The organism is Cupriavidus sp. WS, assembly GCF_000395345.1.
Classification (GTDB): Bacteria; Pseudomonadota; Gammaproteobacteria; order Burkholderiales; family Burkholderiaceae; genus Cupriavidus; species Cupriavidus basilensis_B.
The window spans coordinates 1-15,324 of sequence record NZ_AQPL01000485.1 but is presented as its reverse complement, the minus strand read 5'-3'; the positions used below and the strand labels follow the sequence as shown (position 1 = coordinate 15,324).

At 73.3% G+C, this 15,324-nt stretch carries 8 protein-coding genes and 1 pseudogene; 8 read left to right on the top strand and 1 reads right to left on the bottom strand.

Going from position 1 to position 15,324, the window contains the following annotated elements; translation table 11 throughout:
• From K206_RS44440 to K206_RS0132110, 7 genes and pseudogenes are all read left to right on the top strand, one after another.
• Window positions 1-321: pseudogene (locus tag K206_RS44440) on the top strand (hypothetical protein); the annotation flags it as partial.
• Entirely contained in the window at window positions 318-1,091 is a 774-nt protein-coding gene (bcsQ, locus tag K206_RS0132135; protein ID WP_020206412.1) for a cellulose biosynthesis protein BcsQ, read from the top strand. The pseudogene K206_RS44440 and the gene bcsQ, both read left to right, overlap by 4 nt.
• On the top strand, window positions 1,088-3,322 hold the full coding sequence (gene bcsA, locus K206_RS0132130; protein WP_020206411.1) for a UDP-forming cellulose synthase catalytic subunit: 2,235 nt from the start codon (window positions 1,088-1,090) through the stop codon (window positions 3,320-3,322). The genes bcsQ and bcsA overlap by 4 nt, the downstream gene beginning before the upstream one ends.
• 57 nt (window positions 3,323-3,379) lie before the next feature.
• Window positions 3,380-5,725, top strand: a complete 2,346-nt coding sequence (gene bcsB / locus K206_RS0132125) for a cellulose biosynthesis cyclic di-GMP-binding regulatory protein BcsB (RefSeq protein WP_020206410.1) — start codon at window positions 3,380-3,382, stop codon at window positions 5,723-5,725.
• Window positions 5,722-6,930 (top strand): cellulose synthase complex periplasmic endoglucanase BcsZ, encoded by a 1,209-nt coding sequence (gene bcsZ, locus K206_RS0132120; RefSeq protein ID WP_020206409.1) that lies wholly within the window; start codon window positions 5,722-5,724, stop codon window positions 6,928-6,930. The genes bcsB and bcsZ overlap by 4 nt, the downstream gene beginning before the upstream one ends.
• Window positions 6,903-11,306: a cellulose synthase subunit BcsC-related outer membrane protein gene (locus K206_RS0132115; RefSeq protein WP_020206408.1), complete on the top strand. Its 4,404-nt coding sequence runs from the start codon at window positions 6,903-6,905 to the stop codon at window positions 11,304-11,306. Before bcsZ ends, K206_RS0132115 begins: the two co-directional genes overlap by 28 nt.
• Before the next feature lie 71 nt (window positions 11,307-11,377).
• Entirely contained in the window at window positions 11,378-11,707 is a 330-nt protein-coding gene (locus K206_RS0132110) for a hypothetical protein (protein ID WP_020206407.1), read from the top strand.
• 48 nt (window positions 11,708-11,755) lie between these two features.
• Here the strand turns inward: K206_RS0132110 and K206_RS0132105 are convergent, their stop codons facing one another.
• Complete coding sequence (locus K206_RS0132105) at window positions 11,756-13,747, bottom strand: diguanylate cyclase domain-containing protein (protein ID WP_020206406.1); 1,992 nt, start codon at window positions 13,745-13,747, stop codon at window positions 11,756-11,758.
• A gap of 291 nt (window positions 13,748-14,038) precedes the next feature.
• Between K206_RS0132105 and K206_RS0132100 the strand changes: the two genes are divergently transcribed.
• Window positions 14,039-15,324: CHASE domain-containing protein (locus K206_RS0132100; protein ID WP_029044325.1), on the top strand; the 1,286-nt coding region annotated here is incomplete at its 3' end.

The window sequence follows — 15,324 nt, the reverse complement described above, 5'->3', positions numbered from 1 at the left end:
GCAGCGATGGAGCCGCGCTTCCGCACCCCCGGCGGCACGCCGCCGCCGGCGCGCGCGGCCGATGCGGCGCCGGCCGTGGCCGCGCCGCTTCAGCCGCCGGCCTGGGAGCCTGCGCCGCCGCCCGCCCCGCCTGCGCCGCTCTTGTCGTCCATATCGTCCGTGCCGTTCGCGCCGTCCGCGCCCGCTGCCTCGCCGGCGCCCGCCGCGGGCACCGAGCTGTCGCGGATCTTCGCACGGCTCGAAGGCCGCCCGGAACCGGCCCCGGCTGCCGAACGCGCGCCCGGACGACGCTCATTCCTAGACCGGCTGAACCGCTCGTGAAAATCATTGCCGTCGTATCGGCCAAAGGCGGCGTGGGCAAGACCACGCTGTCGGCCAACCTTGCCGAGGCGCTGGCCGCCGCCGGCGAGCGCGTGCTCGCCGTCGACCTGGACCCGCAGAACGCGCTGCGGCTGCATTTCGGCATGCCGCCGCAGGAAGTCGGCGGCCACGCGCGCGCCACGCTGGCGGGCGAGCCCTGGGAGCCCAGCCTGTACCGCGGCCGCTCGAGCGCGCTGGTGATGCCGTTCGGCGCGCTCAACGAGGCGGACCGCTCGGCGTTCGAAGCGCATCTCGTCACCCATCCCGGCTGGCTGCGCGCGCAGCTCGGCGCGCTGGGCCTGGGCCACGACGACATCGTGGTGATCGACACCCCGCCCGGCCCTTCGCCCTACATGCGCCAGGCGCTGTCGTGCGCGCAGGTGTGCGTGATGGTGGCGCTGCCGGATGCCGCCTCCTATGCCGCGCTGCCGCTGATGGAAGACCTGATCCGCACGTATTGCGAAGGCCGGCCCGACTACGTGGGCCACGTGCTGGTGATCAACCAGGTGGACGTGAGCCGTCAGCTCGGCAAGGACGTGGTGCAGACGCTGCGCGCCCAGCTCGGCGAGCGCGTGCTCGGCGTGGTCCACCAGGACCAGGCCGTGGCCGAGGCGCTCGCCTACGACCGCAGCGTGCTCGAATACAACCCCCACAGCCAGGCCACGCACGACCTGCTGCGCTGTGCCGACCGGCTGCGCCAGGCGCTGGCCGCACATGGAGAAGCCGCGTGAAGCCCGCCAGATCCCGCAAGGCCGCCGCCGGCAAGGCCGCGGCGCCGGCGGCCACCCGCCCCAACGCGCTGTCGGCCAAGGTGCGGCGCCTGGGCCTCGCCTTCGTCGAGATGCCGCTGTGGGACAGCATCCCGATGCGCGTGCTGGCGCTGGTGGTCGCGCTGTGCCTGTTCGCGCTGGTCGCCACCGTGCCGCTGGACTTCTGGCAGCAGGTGGGCTTCGCCGCGGTGTGCTTCGCGCTTGCCGTATGGCTCAACCGGCTCAAGGGCCATCTCGCCACGCTGGTGATGGTGGTGCTGTCGGTGATCGCCTCCAGCCGCTACATGTACTGGCGGCTGACCGAGACCGTGGGCCTGGGCGGCCTGTTCGACGCGGTGTTCGGCATCGGGCTGGTGCTGGCCGAGCTGTATGCCTTCACGGTGCTGATGCTGGGCTACTTCCAGACCGCGTGGCCGCTGCAGCGCCGCCCGGTGCCGATGCCGGCGGACAGCGCCACCTGGCCGACCGTGGACGTCTTCATCCCCACCTACAACGAGCCGCTCTCGGTGGTGAAGCCCACCGTGTTCGCCGCCATGTCGCTGGACTGGCCGCGCGACAAGATCAACGTCTACGTGCTCGACGACGGCCGGCGCGAGGAATTCCGCGCGTTCTGCGAGAAGGTCGGCGTCACCCACGTGACCCGCAACCACAACCGCCACGCCAAGGCCGGCAACATCAACGAGGCGCTCAAGGACACCAACGGCGAGTACGTGGCCATCTTCGACTGCGACCACATCCCCACGCGCTCCTTCCTGCAGATCTGCATGGGCTGGTTCCTCAAGGACCGCCGGCTGTCCATGCTGCAGACGCCGCACTATTTCTTCTCGCCCGACCCGTTCGAGAAGAACCTGCAGACGTTCCAGGAAGTGCCCAACGAGGGCGAGCTGTTCTACGGCCTGGTGCAGGACGGCAACGACCTGTGGGACGCCACCTTCTTCTGCGGCTCGTGCGCCATCATCCGCCGCGCGCCGCTGCTGGAGGTGGGCGGCATCGCGGTGGAGACCGTGACCGAGGACGCGCACACCGCGCTCAAGCTGCACCGCAAGGGCTACGGCACCGCCTACCTGGCGATCCCGCAGGCGGCGGGGCTGGCCACCGAGAGCCTGTCCGGGCACGTCGGCCAGCGCATCCGCTGGGCGCGCGGCATGGCGCAGATCTGCCGGCTCGACAACCCGCTGCTCGGCCCCGGGCTGACGATCTGGCAGCGCATGTGCTACCTCAACGCCATGCTGCACTTCTTCTACGGGCTGCCGCGGCTGGTGTTCCTGACCGCGCCGCTGGCCTACCTGCTGTTCGGCGCGCACGTGATCCAGGCCTCGGCGCTGACCATCGCCACCTTCGCGCTGCCGCACCTGCTGCACGCCAACATGACCAACTCGCGCGTGCAGGGCCAGTTCCGCCATTCGTTCTGGAACGAGGTGTACGAGTCGGTGCTGGCGTGGTACATCATGCGGCCGGTGCTGGTGGCCTTCTTCAACCCGGCCGCGGGCAAGTTCAACGTCACGCCCAAGGGCGGGGTGATCGAGGAAGCCTACTTCGACTGGGAGATCTCGCGGCCCTACCTGGTGCTGCTGCTGCTCAACCTGCTGGGCATCGGGGTGGGTCTGCTGCGGCTGTTCCTGTGGAACCAGTTCGAGGCCACCACGGTGGTGCTGAACCTGATCTGGACCTGCTACAACCTCGTCATCCTCGGCGCTTCCATCGCCGTGGCTAGCGAGACGCGGCAGATCCGCGTGGCGCACCGCGTGGCGATGACGCTGCCGGCCACGCTGCATTTCGCCGACGGCCGCACCACCGTGTGCGAGACCATCGACTTCGCCGAAGGCGGCATCGGCATGCGCCTGCCGCCGGGCGTCACGGCGACGGTGGGCGAGCCGGTGCAGATCTCGCTGTACCTGCAGGACGACGAGCACATGTTCCCCGCCAAGGTGGTGTTCCAGGGCGAGTCGCACACCGGCCTGGTGCTGGGCGAGATGAGCCCGCGCGACGAGATGGCCTTCATCCAGTGCACCTTCGCGCGCGCCGACGCGTGGGTCGGCTCCTGGGGCCGCAAGCGCCTGGACGCGCCGGGGCTGGCCGCGGGCCAGATCCTGCGCATCGGCATGCTCGGCTTCCACAACATGATGTTCCATCTCGGGCGCGAGATGCGCCGGCTGCTGCGCCGCCCCGAGCCCGGCGCCTCCACCAACTGACCATCTGCCCGGGCCCGGCCCGGCACACACGCCACGGACCACCGGCTCAAGAGACGAATGCGCCTGAACCATAAACCACGCCTGCCCGCGCTGACCCGCCTGGGCGCCATCCTCGCCTTCACCCTGCTGGCGGCGCATCCCGCCGGCGCCCAGCGCGCCACGCTGCCGGACACCAGCCGCGACACCGTGGTCCCGCCGGCGCCCGCGGCGGCCACCGCCATCCCCGCCGGCGCCGCAGGTGCCGCCACCGCGCCGCGCGCGGCCAGCCGCACGGTGCAGTTCACGCTCAAGCAGCTCGGCGCCGACGCGCCGTTCCAGCTGCGCGGCGTGGACGCCATCAACGGCGTGCCGTTCTCGATCCGCGCCGACGAAGTGGTGACCGCCGCCCGGCTCAAGCTGCGCTACACCTATTCGCCGGCGCTGATCCCGGCGCTGTCGCACATCAACGTGATGGTCAACGGCGAAGTGGCCGCCAGCGTGCCCGTGCCCAAGGAGGGCGCGGGCACCAGCCAGGAGCGCGACCTCGCCATCGAGCCGCGCCTGATCACGGAATTCAACCGCCTCAACCTGGAGCTGGTCGGCCACTACACCACCGACTGCGAGGATCCGTTCCATTCCAGCCTGTGGGCCACGGTGGGCAACAGCAGCGTGCTGGAGCTGACCGTGGCGCCGGTGGCGCTGGCCAACGAGCTGTCGCTGCTGCCGCTGCCGTTCTTCGACCGCCGCGACGTCGGCCGCCTGCGGCTGCCGTTCGTGTTCGCGGGCGCGCCGTCGGCGGCCACGCTGGAGGCCGCGGGCGCGGTGTCGTCGTGGTTCGGCGCGCTGGCCGGCTACCGCGGCGCGTCGTTCGGCGCGCTGCTCAACCAGGTGCCGGCCAGCGGCAACGCGGTGGTGTTCGTCACCGGCGAGGAAAAGCCCGCCGGCGTCGCGCTGCCCGCCATCGGCGGCCCGACGCTGGCCGTGGTGCCCAATCCGGGCGACGCCAACGCCAAGCTGCTGCTGGTGATGGGCCGCGACAGCGCCGAGCTCAAGACCGCAGCGCGCGCGCTCACGCTGGGCGCGCGCGCGTTGTCCGGGCAGAGCGCCACCATCTCGCGCTTCGACGAGGTCGCGCCGCGCGTGCCCTACGACGCGCCCAACTGGATCCGCAGCGACCGCCCGGTGCGCTTCGGCGAGCTGACCGAGGTGCGCGACCTCAACGTCTCGGGCTACAACCCGGACCTGGTGCGCGTGAACTTCCGCCTGCCGCCGGACCTGTTCGGCTGGCGCGACAAGGGCATCCCGATCGACCTGCACTACCGCTACACGCCGCGCCCGGTGGTGGACAAGTCCACCCTGAACGTCAACGTCAACCGCCAGTTCCTGCGCGCCTATCCGCTGCGCGCGCTCAAGAACCAGGACGGCCGCGCCAGCCAGCTGCTGGCCAAGGTGCTGCCGGACGGCTCGGTGCCGGTGCACGAGCGCATCGCGCTGCCGCTGTTCATGCTGCCCGCGCAGTCGCAGCTGCAGTTCCATTTCTACTACGACTACCTCAAGCAGGGCGCCTGCAAGGACGTGATGCTCGACAACGTCAAGGGCGCCATCGACCCGGACTCGACCATCGACATCACCGGCCTGTCGCACTTCATCGCGCTGCCGGACCTGGCCGTGTTCGGCAACAGCGGTTTCCCGTTCACGCGCCTGGCCGACCTGTCCGAGACCGCGGTGATCCTGCCGGACAAGCCCGGCGCCGAGGATTACACGGCCTATCTCACGCTGATGGGCCGCATGGGCGAGTCCACCGGCTATCCCGCCACCGGCGTGGCCGTGTCTGGCGCGGCGCAGGTCGCCCAGCAGGCCGCGCGCGACCTGCTGGTGATCGGCACCACGCAGAACCAGCCGCTGTTCACGCAGTGGGCCGAGCGCATGCCGGTTTCGCTGGCGGGCAACGAGAAGCGCTTCACCATGTCCGACATCGTGTCCACCGTGGCGGGCTGGTGGAACGGCGCCGACGTCACGCGCGACCGCCCGGTCGAGACGCGCCTGTCGCTCACCAGCGCCGGCACCGACGCCGCGCTGAGCGCGTTCGAGTCGCCGCTGGCCTCCGGGCGCAGTGTGGTGGCGCTGGTCAGCAACGCGCCGCAGGGCCTGCAGGCGATGACCGAGGCGCTGCTCGACCCCGATCAGGTGGTCCACGTGCAGGGCAGCCTGGCGCTGGTGCACGGCAAGGACGTCGACAGCCTGGCCGCCGAGCAGAACTACTACGTGGGCAGGCTGGCGCCGTGGACCTACGTGGAATGGTGGCTGTCGCGGCGCCCGCTGGCGCTGGTGCTGATGACCGGCGCCGCCGCGCTGCTGCTGGCGACGCTGCTGTTCCTGACGCTGCGCGCGCGCGCCAACCGGCGCAACCAGGGGGTGCAATGATGGTGAACCGGTCGCGCCGGCGCTGGCTGGCGGGTCTGCCGGCGCTGGGCGCGCTGGGCGCGCTGGGTGGTTGGGCCGGCGCCGCGGCGGCCGCGCCCGCGGCCTGCCCGTGGCCGCTGTACCAGCAGTTCCTGGCGCGCTTCGTGCAAGCCGACGGCCGCGTGCTCGACCCGTCCACGCGCGAGCAGCACAGCACCTCGGAAGGCCAGTCCTACGGCATGGTGTTCGCGCTGGTCGCCAACGACCGCGCCACCTTCGACCGCCTGTGGCAGTGGAGCATCGCCAACCTCGGCGCCGGCAGCCTGCAGGACAAGCTGCCCGCGTGGCAGTGGGGCCGCCGCGGCGACGGCTCGTGGGGCGTGATCGACGCCAACGCCGCCTCCGACGCCGACCTGTGGTTCGCGTTCGCGCTGCTGGAGGCCGCGCGCCTGTGGCGCGAGCCGCGCTACGCCACGCAGGCGCGCGCGCTGCTCAAGCTGGCGGCGCAGCAGGAGGTGGCGTCGCTGCCCGGCTTCGGCGCCATGCTGCTGCCCGCCCCGCAGGGGTTTGCCGAGGGCAGCGAAGACGGCCCGCGCCAGTGGCGCCTCAATGCCAGCTACCTGCCGGTGCCGCTGCTGCGCCGGCTGGCCGGCGCCGACCCGTCCGGGCCGTGGGGCACGCTGGCCACGCAGGCCGGCCGGCTGGCCGAAGCGGTGGCCAGGCAGGGCATCGTGCCGGACTGGTCCGCCTACCGCGCCGACCAGGGCGGCACCGGCTTTCTCACCGACCCGGTCAAGGGCGACGTGAGCAGCTACGACGCCATCCGCGTCTACCTGTGGGCCGGCATGACGCCGCGCGGCGACGCCGCGGGCCGCGCGCTGATGAAGGCGCTGGCGCCGCACGCGCAGCGCATGGCGGGCCGCGCCGCGCCGCCCGAGCGCATGCACGCCGACGGCGGCGCGCTCGAAGGCGACGGCCCGGCTGGCTTCTCCGCCGCGCTGGTGCCGTTCCTGCAGGCCGCCGGCTCGCCGGCCGCGGCGGTGCAGCGCGCGCGCGCCGAGACCATGCTCGACGCCGGCGGCGGCAAGTCCGCGGCCACGTACTACGACACCGTATTGGGATTATTCGGCCTCGGCTTTGCCGAAGGCCGCTACCGGTTCGCGCCCTCGGGCCAACTGGAGCTGGAGTGGGAGAAGACATGCAGAACCGCAAGCGCCCGGCCATGAACGGACGCACGATGCCCGCGGCGCGCGGGCAGGCCGCCGGCAGGCGGCGCGCGAAGACGCTCGCGCTGAGCCTGCTGGCCGCGTTCGCCACCGCCGCCGCCGCGCAGGAAGACCCGGTCAAGCTGCTGGTGGACCAGGGCAAGTACTGGCAGGAGCGCGGCCGCGGCGACCGCGCCGCCGAAGCGTGGCAGAAGATCCTGCGGCTCAACCCGAGCCAGCCCGAGGCGCTCTACGGCATGGGCGTGTCCGAGGCCGAGGCCGGCCGCGCCGACGGCGCGCGCGCCTATCTCGAGCGCCTGAAGAAGGCCCAGCCCGGCTCGCCGCAGATCGCGCGCCTGACGCAGATCATCAGCGGCGGCGGCACCAGCCAGCAGATCGAGCAGGCCCGCCAGCTCGCGCGCAGCGGCCAGGGCGAGGAAGCGGTCAGGCGCTACCAGCAGGCCGCCGGCGGCGCCGTGCCGCAGGGCGATCTCGCGCTGGAGTATTACCAGACCCTGGGCGGCACCGCGCAGGGCTGGGAAGCGGCGCGCAAGGGCCTCGAGCAGCTGGCGCGCGCCAACCCCGCCGACAACCGCGCGCAGCTCGCGCTGGCGCAGCACCTCACCTACCGCGAGTCCACGCGCCGCGAAGGCATCCGCCAGCTCGAGGCGCTCTCGAAGGGCACCGACGTAGCCGGCCCCGCCGCGCAGAGCTGGCAGCGCGCGCTGACCTGGCTGGGCGGGCGCCCGGCCGACGCGCCGCTGTACCAGGCCTGGCTGGCCGGCCATCCGGACGACGCCGCCATCCGCGCCAAGCTCGACGCGGTCAAGGCGCAGCAGCAGCAGGAGTCCACCCGCGCGGCCGGCGCCGGTGCCGGCGCCGCCGCCAACCCGGCGCGCCAGATCGTGCAGCAGGGCTTCGACGCGCTGGACGCCGGCGACCTGGAGCGCGCCGGCGAACGCTTTCAGGCCGCGCTCGCGCAGCGCCCCGAGGATGCCGACGCGCTCGGCGGCATGGGCGTGCTGCGCCTCAAGCAGGAGAAGTTCGCCGAGGCGGTGGATTTCCTCGACCAGGCCGCCCGGCGCGGCGCCGGCACGCGCTACCGCAGCGCGCAGAACAGCGCCACCTACTGGCTGCTGTCCGAGCAGGCCACCGCCGCGCGCAACGGCGGCAACCGCGCCGAGGCGCGCCGCCTGCTCGAGCGCGCCGTCAAGCTCGACGCGCGCGAGCCGTCCGCGCAGGTGGCGCTGGCCGACGTGATGGCCGAGGACGGCCAGTACGCGCAGGCCGAGGCCGCCTACCGGCGCGTGCTCAAGCAGCAGCCCGACAACCCCGACGCCACGCGCGGGCTGGTGGGCGTGCTGTCGGCGCAGAACAAGGGCGCCGAGGCGCTCGCCATCGTGCAGGACCTGACGCCGGCCCAGCAGGAGAAAGTGGGCTCGCTCGGCAGGCTGCGCGCCGACGAGGCGCGCGGCCAGGCGCGCGCGGCCCTGCAGCGCGGCGACACCGCCGGCGCGCGGCGCGCGCTCGAAGACGCGATGGCGGCCGACCCCACCAACCCGTGGGTGCGCCTCGACGCGGCGCGCGCCTATGCGTCGATGGGCCTCAAGGAACAGGCCCGCAGCATCATGGACGGCCTGCTGCTGTCCAACCCCAACATGCCCGACGCGCTCTACGCCAGCGCGCTGCTGAGCGCCGAGACCGGCGAATGGCAGGCCGGGCTCGACGCGCTCGAGCGCGTACCGCCGCAGAGCCGCACGCGCGACATGGGCACCCTGCAGCGCCGCCTGTGGGTGCATGCCGAGGCCGAGCGCGCCAGCGGCCTGGCCGCCGCCGGCCAGCAATCCGCCGCGCGCGCCGTGCTGCAGGACGCCGAACGCTACGCGCAGCAGGACGCCGACCAGCTCGGCGCGCTGGCGCTGGCCTATGCCGACGCCGGCGACGAGCCGCGCGCGCTGGCGCTGATGCGCAGCGTGATGAGCCGCACGCCGCGGCCCGACACCGGCATGCAGCTGCAATACGCCGCCATCCTGCTCAAGACCCGCCAGGACGTGGAGCTGGCCGGCGTGCTGCGCCAGCTCGCCGGCGCGGCGCTGAACCCGCAGCAGCGCAAGGACTACGACGACCTGCGCGTGGCCTACATCGTGCGCCAGGCCGACGCGCTCACCGAGAGCGGCGACCTCGTGGCCGCCTACGACATGCTGGCCCCGGCGCTGTCCGAGCGCGGCGGCAACGGCGCCGTGCGCGCCAGCCTGGCGCGCATGTACGCGCAGGCCGGCGACAACAAGCAGGCGCTCGCGCTGTACGAGAGCGTGCTGGAAAAAGACCCGCGCAACCTCGACCTGATGCTGGCCGCGATCGGCACCGCCACCGCCGCCAAGGAATTCAGCTGGGCCGAGGGCACGCTGCAGATGGCGCTGGCGCAGGCGCCAAAGTCGCCCAAGGTGCTGACCGCCGCCGGGAGGCTCTACCGCGCCGAGGGCAAGACCTCGCGCGCGGCGGACTACTTCCGCGCCGCGGTGGCGGCCGAGGCCGCCGCCGGCGCGCCGCCGGGCGCGCGCGCGGGCGCCGCCGGGTTCGACCGCGTGCCGTCCAATCCCTTCGTCGGCCTGCCGGGCCAGCGCGCGGTCTCGCAACTGCCGCCGCCCGGCTCGCAGGCGCCGTATCTCGCGGTGCCGGCGCCCACGGTGGCGCAGGCCGCGCCGGCGGCGAGCGCCGGCGGCCAGGCGTATGGCCAGCCCTACATCCCGATGCCGGCCGGCAGCGCGCCAGCCGCGCCGGCCGCGGCGCCCATGCCCCAGCAGCCGCAGGCCTACTATCCGCAACAGGCGCCCGCGCCGCTGCGCGCGCGCGCAGCCACCACCGCCACGCGCGGCAAGGCCACCGCGGCCAGCCGCGCCACCGCGGCGGCGCAGGATACCCAGTACGCGTCTCCGGCTCCGGCGCAATACCCGGTCCAGTATCCGGCGCAATATCCGGCGCAATATCCGGCGGCCCAGTACCCGAACCAGTACCCGGCGCAGGCCGCGCCCGCCGCCGTGGCCACGGTCGCCGAACCCGCCGCCGCCGTGCCCGCGCGCCAGCCGTTTGGCGCGCAGGCGCGCGCGCCGTGGCTGGCCGACGCGGACTCGCAGGCCAGCCCGACCGGCCCCCGCACCGCGCAGCAGGAACTCGGCGAGATCGAGGCGCAGCGCGCCAGCACGCTCGCCGGCGGCCCCATGCTGCGCGGGCGCACGGGCGACTCCGGCATGAGCCAGCTCACCGAGATGCAGGTGGTGGCCGAAGCCAAGATCGCCGCCGGCAACGGCAAGCTGGCGGCGCGCGTGACCCCGGTGGCGCTGGACAGCGGCTCGGTCGGCGCCGACTTCAACAGCGCCTCGCGCTTCGGCGGCGGCCCGCTGGCCTACGGCGTGAACGGCGCGCCCGTCAACCTGGCCGGTGCGCCGCTGCGGTCGGCCTCGGCCGGCCCGCAGAACGCCTTCGGCGTGGCGCTCGGCGTGGCCTACGAATCGGAGCGCTTCACCGCCGACGTCGGCAGCACGCCGCTGGGTTTCCGCTACACCGACGTCAATGCCGGCGCCAGGCTCAACCTGCCGCTCACGCAGCGCGCCACGCTGTCGCTCGGCGCCTCGCGCCGGCCGGTGACGGACAGCCTGCTGTCCTACGCGGGCGTGCGCGACGAGCGCACCGGCCTGCAATGGGGCGGCGTGATGAACAGCAGCGCGCGCGCCGACCTCGGCTGGGACGACGGCTTCTTCGGCCTGTACGGCTACGGTGGCTATGGCCTGCTGACCGGCCACGACGTCAAGCGCAACACGCGCTGGGAAGGCGGCGGCGGTTTCTATCTGCGCGTGATCGACAAGCCGGACCAGCGCCTCATGAGCGGGGTGAACTTCACCTCGATGGGCTACGCGGACAACCTGCGCTATTTCACCTTCGGGCAGGGCGGCTATTTCAGCCCGCAGACCTATTTCGCGGTGACGGTGCCGCTGTCGCTCACCGGGCGCAGCGGCCGGCTGGCCTACCATGTGCGCGGCGCGCTGGGCATGCAGGCCTTCCGCGAGGACGATTCGAACTACTTCCCGACCGACGCCGCGGCGCAGTCGGCGGCCAACGCGGCGATGGCCACGGCCAACGGCCGGAACCTGACCAGCTCGTCCAGCGCGGTCTACCAGGGCCAGTCGAAGACCGGCCTGGCCTACAATCTGGTCGGATCGGCCGAGTACCAGGCGGCGCAGCAGCTCTACGTGGGCGGCCTGCTCGGGCTCGACAACGCGCGCGACTACCGCCAGTGGTACGCCGGCGTCTATGTGCGCTATGCGCTGCAACGCCAGACCGCGCCGATCGCGTTCCCGCCGGTGCCGCCGCAATCCGCGGTCGGCCCGCTGCCGTTCTGAGCGGCGCCGCCGGCCACAGTCAATGCTTGGAGAAAGCGCGCGCCAGCCGGCGCGCGCGAAGGAAGTGAATCATGGGTGAAGCAAAACGCCGGGGCAGCCAGGCGGAGCGCGCGGAGCAGGCCCGCGCAAAACTGGCGGCCCTGCGGCCCGCCCAACTGGTGTGCGGCGCATGCAAGACCGCCTTCGGCACCTTCGACGCCATCGACGCGCCCAACCTGCGCGGCATCGACGCCGTGTTCGGCGGCCAGTGCCCGAATTGCGGCAACGACGTGCTGGTGTTCAAGGGCGAGCCCAACGCCGTGGCCGACGCGATGGTGGCCTGGGAAAAGATGATGGGCGCCGACACCAAGCTCGGCTACCAGTCGCGCGACGGCAAGCACGTGCCGTTCGAGGGCGAATAGAGGCCACAGAGGCCGCAGAGGCCAGAGACGCGGGCGAGGCCGCCGCGCCTAGAGGTCCGGCGTATCCTGCGGCCACGCGCCGCCCGCGTCCTGCGGCAGCAGCTCGGGCGGGCCGATCTCGAAGCGCCCGCGGCCCGCGGCCTTGGCGCGGTAGAGCAGGGTGTCGGCCTGGCGCATCAGTTCTTGGTCGGGCATCGGCGCGCCCTGGTAGAGCGCCACGCCGATGCTCACGTCCACGTCGGCGAACACGCCGTCGATGAAGAAGCGCCGGCTGACCGACATCACGATGGCGTTGGCGATGCGCCGCGCGTTGGCCGCGGCGCCGATGTCCTCCAGCACCACGGCGAACTCGTCGCCGCCGAGCCGGGCCACCGCGTCGCGCTCGCGCACGCAGCGCTGCAGGCGCCGCCCGAACGCCTGCAGCAGCAGGTCGCCGGTGATGTGGCCGTGGAAGTCGTTGACGGCCTTGAAGCGGTCCATGTCGAGGTAGAGCAGCGCCATCAGCCGGCCGCCTTCGCGGCTGCGCGTCATGGCCGCCTGCAGCAGCGACTCGAACGCGCTGCGGTTGAGCAGCTGCGTGAGGTGGTCCAGGCGCGAGATGCGCGACAGCCGCATGGTCTCCAGCTTGCGCTGGGTCACGTCCTGCACGTGCACGTGCACGCCGATCACCTGGCTGCCGTCGGCATTCCATTCCGGGCGCAGGCTGGTTTCCATGCAGCGGTACTCGGGATCGCTGTCCTCCACCTCGAAGGTCACGGCGGTGCCCGCCAGCGCCTTCTGCAGGAACGGCCGCGCGCGCGTGTAGCGGGTCTCGCCCACGACCTCGCGCACGGTCATGCCGCGCAGCTTGTCGAGCGGGATGCCGAAGGTGCGCTCGTAGGCCGCGTTGTTGAACAGGTAGCGCTCCTCGGTGTCGATGAAGCCGAGCAGCGCGGGCAGCGTGTCGGTGACGGCGCGCAGCTGGCGCTCGCTCAGGTCGAGCTGCTCGCGCCGCTCGCGCAGGTCGCGCATGAGCTGGCCGAAGGCGCGCGCGAGGTCGCCGATCTCGTCGTGCTGCTGGGCCGGCAGGCGCTCGTAGGCGGCCAGGTCGTGGGCGCTCTCGCGCACCACCTGGCGCAGGCGCGTGAGCGGCGCCAGCAGGTGCCGCACGGTCAGCCAGATCATCAGCGCCACCCCCGCCAGCGCCAGCAGCGCCAGGCACAGGAAGCGCGCCTGCATGGCGTGCAGCGGCTCGAAGGCTTCCTGCGCGGGCAGCACGGCCACCAGCTCCCAGCCGGTGCTCTCCATCAGGTAGCGCGCGATCAGCGGCCGCTCGGGCCAGAGGAACTCGATGCGCCCGTTGCGGTTGTCCGCGCCGCAGGTGTCGCCCAGCGCGCGCGCCGGCTGCATGGCGCGGGCCGGATCGGGGTGGCGCACGTAGACCGGCGCGCGCCCGGACGAGACCAGGCAGTAGAAGCCGGTGGTGCCGAGCCGGTTGTGGGTGATCTCGACCAGGAAGTTGGCGCTGGCCAGGTTCAGCCAGCCGCCCAGCAGGCCGCGGAACTCGCCCTGCGCCGAGAGGATCGGCACCGTCACCAGCACGCCGGTGGTGCCGTTGGTGCGGGCGCGGATCGGCGCCGAGACCACCGGCTCCAGCGTGCGCGCGGCCTCGCGGAAGTAGTCGCGGTCGGCGATGCTGACCGGCACGCCCGGCTGGCCCAGCATGCGGCCCTGGGCGTCGGCGATGATGTAGGAGTTGAAGGTGCCGGGGATCGGGATGCGGCTGTCCAGCAGGCGGCGCAGCGCCGGGGTGGGCAGCGTCAGCTGGTCCGCCAGCTGCGGCGCGAGGTGGGACAGCAGCGTGATGCGGTCTTCCATCGCGGTGTCGAGCTGGCTGGCGGCCAGCTTGACGATGGAGTCCTGCTGGTCCTGCAGCGCGGCGCGCAGGTCGTTGTGGGCGTAATGGAGCGAGGCCAGCACGATGCCGGTACCGAGCACGGCGGCCAGCGCCGTGGTGATCAGCGCGAGACGCGCTTTCAGGGAAAGCGAAACGAATGACATGCGAGCCGGCGGAGTCGGGGGGCGGCACGCGCCTTGCGGCCGGCCGGCCCCGCTGGGCTGCCGGGAAATCCGGCTACGACAGGGTTGCGGGTGCGGCAACCCTACCACAAGCGCCGGCCGGGCGCGAGTCCGGCATGCGCGCGCGCCGGCCGCCGCGCGTGTGCGTGTGGCGCCGCACGTTGCGCGGGCGCGCCGGGGCTGGGCGAGGCCCGGCCGCCAAGGTATAGTGCCTCGTAGCCCTGCAGCGGCAGGGCGAGGCTCCGAGGGCTTCCATCCGCGCCAGGACCATACATGAAACTGCCCTCACTTTCGCCCGTGCTGCTGTCCCTGCTGGCGGCGGCCGCCGGCGCGCTCGCTACGGGCGGTGCCTGGCACGCCATGCGCGCGCTCGAGCGCGAGGCGGCGCGCGCCGACTTCGACGGCTATTACGCGCCGGTCCACGCCGCCCTGCAGCGCCGCCTGCAGGAGAACGAGCAACTGCTGCGCGGCACCACCGGCCTGTTCGCGGCCGATCCCAACGCCACGCGCGCGCAGTGGCGCAGCTACCTGTACACCGCCCAGATCGACGACCTGCCGGCCGGCACCCATTCGATCGGCTTCGCGCGCCTGACCGCGGCGCGCGACCTCGAGCGCCTGGGCGAGACCATGCGCCGCGAGGGCCTGCCGGTGTTCGAGGTCTACCCGCGCGGCGCGCGCGAGCTGTACGCCCCGATCGTCTTCGTCGAGCCGTTTGCCGGGCGCATCACGCGCGGGCTGGGCTACGACATCCTGTCCGATCCGGCGCGCCGCGCCGCGGTGGACGCCGCCCGCGACAGCGGGGAGGCGCGCCTGACCACGCGCCTGGAGCTGGTGCGCGAGAGCGAGGCGCAGATGCCGCAGCGCGGCGCCGTGCTCTACATGCCGGTGTACGCCAACGGCATGCCGCTGAACACCACCGCGCAGCGGCGCCAGGCGGTGGCCGGCTACGTCTACGCCTCGCTGCGGCTCGACGACCTGCTGCGCGGGGTCAGCCTGCCGGCCGCCGGCGCGCTCTCGCTGGCGCTCTACGACGGGCGCGACGCCACGCCGGCCGCCTTCCTGGCCGGCGACGCCGAGCCCGAGGCCGGCGCGCCCGCGCCGCAGATCGCGGCCGACCGCGACCTGGCCTTCGGCGGTCGGGTGTGGACCCTGCACGGCGCCACCACGCCCGCTTTCGAGGCCGCGCACCGGCCGCGCCGCGCCTGGCTGGTGCTGGCCGGCGGCGTGCTGGTCTCGGCACTGCTGGCCTGGCTGGTGCTGGTGCTGTCGCGCCAGCAGCGCCGCGCCTGGCAGCTGGCCGCGCGGGCGCGCCAGGCGCGCCAGTCCGACGGCGCCCTGCAGCGCGCCGGGCTGGCCAGCGCCACCGACGCCTTCATCGTGTGCGATGCCGGCGGCCACATCCAGACCGCCAGCGCCGCCGCCGCGGCGATGTTCGGCAAGGCGGCGGACCAGTTCGCCGGCGTCGCCATCGCCACCTTGCTGCCGGACGCGGCGGCGCTGGCCGCGGGCGCCCCCGAGGGCCGGCTCGACGCGGCCGCGCGCAAGGCCGACGGCACCGT

What these genes read in the sequence shown, in the direction of transcription:
- K206_RS0132105 (WP_020206406.1), bottom strand. Translation starts at nt 13,747, where the DNA reads ATGTCATTCGTTTCGCTTTCCCTGAAAGCGCGTCTCGCGCTGATCACC.
- K206_RS0132110 (WP_020206407.1), top strand. Translation starts at nt 11,378, where the DNA reads ATGGGTGAAGCAAAACGCCGGGGCAGCCAGGCGGAGCGCGCGGAGCAG.
- bcsZ (WP_020206409.1), top strand. Translation starts at nt 5,722, where the DNA reads ATGATGGTGAACCGGTCGCGCCGGCGCTGGCTGGCGGGTCTGCCGGCG.
- K206_RS0132115 (WP_020206408.1), top strand. Translation starts at nt 6,903, where the DNA reads ATGCAGAACCGCAAGCGCCCGGCCATGAACGGACGCACGATGCCCGCG.
- bcsB (WP_020206410.1), top strand. Translation starts at nt 3,380, where the DNA reads ATGCGCCTGAACCATAAACCACGCCTGCCCGCGCTGACCCGCCTGGGC.